General features: G+C 53.7%; 1 protein-coding gene and 2 rRNA genes (1 of these 3 only partly in view). All 3 read right to left on the bottom strand.

What is annotated here, in order from left to right; genetic code table 11:
- Positions 1–33: 33 nt before the first annotated feature.
- Positions 34–148, bottom strand: a 5S ribosomal RNA gene (gene rrf / locus L286_RS42740).
- 143 nt (positions 149–291) lie between these two features.
- A 23S ribosomal RNA gene (locus L286_RS42735) occupies positions 292–3,087 on the bottom strand.
- A gap of 43 nt (positions 3,088–3,130) precedes the next feature.
- Positions 3,131–3,191, bottom strand: partial view of a hypothetical protein gene (locus L286_RS48670; protein WP_152520624.1) — the 3' portion only. The gene runs 161 nt beyond the window's last position; the window shows 61 of its 222 coding nt (coding positions 162–222); the start codon falls outside the window, past its right edge — the gene reads right to left on this strand; it ends in the stop codon at positions 3,131–3,133.

Genomic DNA, 3,191 nt, shown 5'->3' with positions numbered 1-3,191 from the left:
TGCGAATGGGTTTAATGGAGCGCGAGCTATAATGCCTGGCGACGACCTACTCTTCCGGGGCTTGAGCCACAGTACCATTGGCGCAGACTGGTTTCACGTCCGAGTTCGGGAAGGGATCGGGTGGGTCACAGACGCTATGGTCACCAAGCAATAGAGCTTGCGCTTCGGGTTTTAATCGGTGCCGTGCACTTTTGAGATATGATGTCTGGCATGAGGGTGATCACCGCATCTTTGACGCTGGTTTATTCCAGTGTTGTCATTGATGGTGGGACTCGCTTCTTTGGAGAAGCATTCAAGCGCGAACAGAGCAATTAGGACCGGTTAGCTCCATGCGTTACCGCACTTCCACATCCGGCCTATCAAGGTCGTGGTCTACGACCGCTCGAAGAAATCTTATCTTGAGGGAGGCTTCCCGCTTAGATGCTTTCAGCGGTTATCCCGTCCATGCATAGCTACCCTGCTGCGCCCTTGGCAGGACGACAGGTACACCAGAGGCATGTTCAACCCGGTCCTCTCGTACTAGGGTCAACTCCTCTCAAATTTCGACGCCCACGGCAGATAGGGACCAAACTGTCTCGCGACGTTCTGAACCCAGCTCACGTACCACTTTAATTGGCGAACAGCCAAACCCTTGGGACCTGCTCCAGCCCCAGGATGTGATGAGCCGACATCGAGGTGCCAAACGATTCCGTCGATATGAGCTCTTGGGAATCATCAGCCTGTTATCCCCGGCGTACCTTTTATCCGTTGAGCGATGGCCCTTCCACGAGGGACCACCGGATCACTATGACCGACTTTCGTCTCTGCTCGACTTGTCAGTCTCGCAGTCAGGCGGGCTTATGCCATTGCACTCTAACAGACGGTTTCCAACCGTCCTGAGCCCACCATCGCGCGCCTCCGTTACTCTTTAGGAGGCGACCGCCCCAGTCAAACTACCCGCCACAGAGGGTCCCTGCACCGGATAACGGTGCGAGGTTAGACATCAGAAAACAACAGGGTGGTATTTCACCTATGGCTCCACGAGGGCTGGCGCCCTCGCTTCAAAGCCTCCCACCTATGCTACACAGTTCTTTCCTAATGCCACTCTGAAGCTGCAGTAAAGGTGCACGGGGTCTTTCCGTCTAACCGCGGGTACTCCGCATCTTCACGGAGAATTCAATTTCGCTGAGCATATCCTGGAGACAGTGGGGAAGTCGTTACGCCATTCGTGCAGGTCGGAACTTACCCGACAAGGAATTTCGCTACCTTAGGACCGTTATAGTTACGGCCGCCGTTTACCTGGGCTTCAATTCAGAGCTTGCACTCCTCCTCTTAACCTTCAGGCACCGGGCAGGCGTCAGGCCCTATACGTCGTCTTGAAGCCGACTTAGCAGAGCCCTGTGTTTTTGCTAAACAGTCGCTACCCCCTGGCCTGTGCCCCCCATCAGAGCTTGCGCTTAGATGGGGCCTCCTTCTTCCGAAGGTACGGAGGCAATTTGCCGAGTTCCTTCAGGATACTTCTCTCAAACGCCTTGGTATACTCTACCATTCCACCTGTGTCGGTTTAGGGTACGGTCTATACGGAGGGGCTATTTCCTGGGACAGTTTCCCTGCCTGGACCAATCCAATAAGGCCAGACAAGTTGCACCATCCGTCACACACCTCCAGGCCCACGAATATTAACGTGGTTCCCATCGACTACCCCCTTCGGGCTCGTCTTAGGGGCCGGCTTACCCTGCTCAGATTAGCTTTAAGCAGGAACCCTTGGAATTTCGGCGAGAGGGCATCTCACCCTCTTAATCGCTACTCATGTCTGCATTCGCACTTCCGATACCTCCACGGTCGGTTACCCTCCCGCTTCAACGGCCTACGGAACGCTCCGCTACCGCTCAGTCAAAAGACTGAACCCTAAGCTTCGGTGCACGTCTTGAGCCCCGTTACATCTTCGCCGCAGGATCTCTTGTTTAGACCAGTGAGCTGTTACGCTTTCTTTAAAGGATGGCTGCTTCTAAGCCAACCTCCTGGTTGTTTTGGAAATCCCACATGCTTTCCCACTTAGACGTGACTTGGGGACCTTAGCTGTAGGTTAGGGCTGTTTCCCTTTTGACGACGGACCTTAGCACCCGCCGTCTGTCTGCCGGACTAGACTCGTTGGTATTCGGAGTTTGGTTAGTATTGGTAGATCTCGCGACCCCCGCAACCATCCAGTGCTCTACCCCCAACGGCAATCATCCGACGCTCTACCTCAATAGATTTCGCGGAGAACCAGCTATTTCCCGGCTTGATTGGCCTTTCACCCCTAAACACAACTCATCCGATAATTTTTCAACATTAAACGGTTCGGCCCTCCAGTGCGTGTTACCGCACCTTCAGCCTGGTCATGCCTAGATCGCCGGGTTTCGGGTCTAATGCATCATACTCAGTCGCCCTATTCAGACTCGCTTTCGCTGCGCCTACACCTAACGGCTTAAGCTTGCATGATACACTAAGTCACAGACCCATTATGCAAGAGGTACGCTGTCAGGCTTCAAGAGCCCTCCAACTGCTTGTAGGCATCCGGTTTCAGGTACTGTTTCACTCCCCTCATCGGGGTGCTTTTCACCTTTCCCTCACGGTACTGGTTCGCTATCGGTCATGTACGAGTATTTAGGCTTGGAGGGTGGTCCCCCCATGTTCAGACAGAGTTTCACGTGCTCCGCCCTACTCAAGTCCTGATATTGCGCTTTCGCATACGGGGCTGTCACCCGCTATGGCCACACTTTCCAGAGTGTTCTGCTAACTAAATATCAGGCGCTGGCCTGGTCCGCGTTCGCTCGCCACTACTAACGGAATCTCGGTTGATGTCTTTTCCTCCGGGTACTGAGATGTTTCAGTTCTCCGGGTTCGCTTCACCAAAGCCTATTTTATTCAGCTTAGTGATACCTCTCCCATTTAACACGGGGCCAGCCAGAAGCTGGACCAGTCTTAAATGGTGAAGGTGGGTTGTCCCATTCGGAAATCGCGGGATCAAAGCTTGCTCACAGCTCCCCCACGCTTATCGCAGCGTGCCACGTCCTTCATCGCCTGTACATGCCAAGGCATTCACCAGATGCCCTTACCTCACGCTTGAGAGTCCACACCACCAATGACAGCACTGGAAAACAGCCCTGCATCAGTCTTTATCGGTGTGGTGATTTAACTCAGCCAGATAATCATTTGTGTACAACACCGCT

The organism is Sphingobium sp. HDIP04, from assembly GCF_000445085.1.
GTDB classification, from domain to species: domain Bacteria; phylum Pseudomonadota; class Alphaproteobacteria; order Sphingomonadales; family Sphingomonadaceae; genus Sphingobium; species Sphingobium indicum.
The sequence above is the reverse complement of the archived record's forward strand: the minus strand, read 5'-3'. Positions and strand labels throughout refer to the sequence as shown.